Source organism: Nonomuraea sp. NPDC004702 (genome assembly GCF_053601695.1).
The window spans coordinates 1-1,300 of the sequence record NZ_JBSGCE010000200.1; the positions used below are offsets into that span (position 1 = coordinate 1).

Genomic DNA, 1,300 nt, shown 5'->3' on the forward strand with positions numbered 1-1,300 from the left:
CGCCTGATCCGTGAGGACCGGGCGGGGGTTTGTCGTTGCAGGAGGCCAGTCAGATGGCGGCGGACGTAGCGGCGGGGCGGGCGATCGCCTTGGCGAGCTGGCGCACACCAGCGACCCGCGGGTGACGTTCCACCACCTGGGCCGCGATCTTCCGAATCGACGGCCTATCACGCACTTCCGCGGGTGCGTGCTGGTAGGCCGTCAGCAGCTCGGCCGTGGTCTGCTCGGGTTTGCCCCATTGCCAGTACGCGCGGGCGAGGTCAGTGTGGAGCCGCCCGCGCCGCTCAGGCGTTGGGTACATGCCATCGCGCAGATCCCGGGCCGCGTGCAGCGCGGCGCCGGCATCGCCGAGGGCGTAGTGGATGTTGCTGCGATGCAACCGCGCGAATGGCAGGGCAGCCGCCTTCATCGCCGGGACCCGAACGGCCGCTCGCTCAGCCTCGGCGATCCCCTCCAGGGCGTGCGATCGGTCCCCGGCCCAGGCGTAGGTGTACGCCCTCGCGCACAGCAGCCGCATGAACATCCACGCCTGGGCGCTCGTGTGCGGCCCCGCCGACGCCAGCCGATCGACGCCCCTGGTCATCACCGCGGCGGCCAGGTCGGGCCGCCCCTCGACGCGCAGCATCATGCCCAGGGCTCGCTCCGAGGCGGCCACGGCCACCAGGTCCTCAGATCGGGCGGCGTACAATACCGCGCGATCAGCGGTGAGGCGGGCCGTCGCCTTAGTCCCGACCTTGTTGAGAGTGTCGGTGGCCAGGCGGTAGCTTCCCGCCACGAGCCCCCATCCGGCTGGGGTGTCGGCTCGCTCGGCAGCCGCGGTCGCGGCGGCGAGCAGGTCCGGGAGCCCGTTCACCAGGTCGCCGAGTTCGCTGTGGTCAAACTGGCGTCGCGCCGCCCGTAGCCGAGCGGCGATCTGTGCTGGTTCGACGGACTCCGTCGGCGGGGGCAGGGCCAGCGCGTCGTTGACGCGTTGGAGGGCCGCCAGCGGGATGCTCAGCCCGGCCGCTGTGAGCAGTGTTCGGCGTCGCATTGGATCGGTCCCCTCGTCGTCCCGGCTCCCACCATGAACTGTATCCGCGCTATCGCGATGTGTGACAGCAAGGGATGCTGGAGCGTTTCGCGGCGACCCTCCCACACACACCGCCGCGCCAGCCCAACGTCTCCGCACTGGTGCCGTTGGCGCGCGCCAGACGAGGACCAGCGCGCCCGCCGCTCTGTTCAGAGCGCCTTCCTACGCGGGTCCGGCCCAAGCTAGCCGCACAACGCAACGAAGCCCCCCGCCCGATCCGCGAGGACCGGA

General features: G+C 71.5%; 1 protein-coding gene. It reads right to left on the reverse strand.

All coding sequences use genetic code 11. The annotated features are described in order from the left end of the window. Positions 1-49: 49 nt before the first annotated feature. On the reverse strand, positions 50-1,030 hold the full coding sequence (locus ACWEJ6_RS54750; protein WP_452433715.1) for a hypothetical protein: 981 nt from the start codon (positions 1,028-1,030) through the stop codon (positions 50-52). Positions 1,031-1,300: the final 270 nt, after the last annotated feature.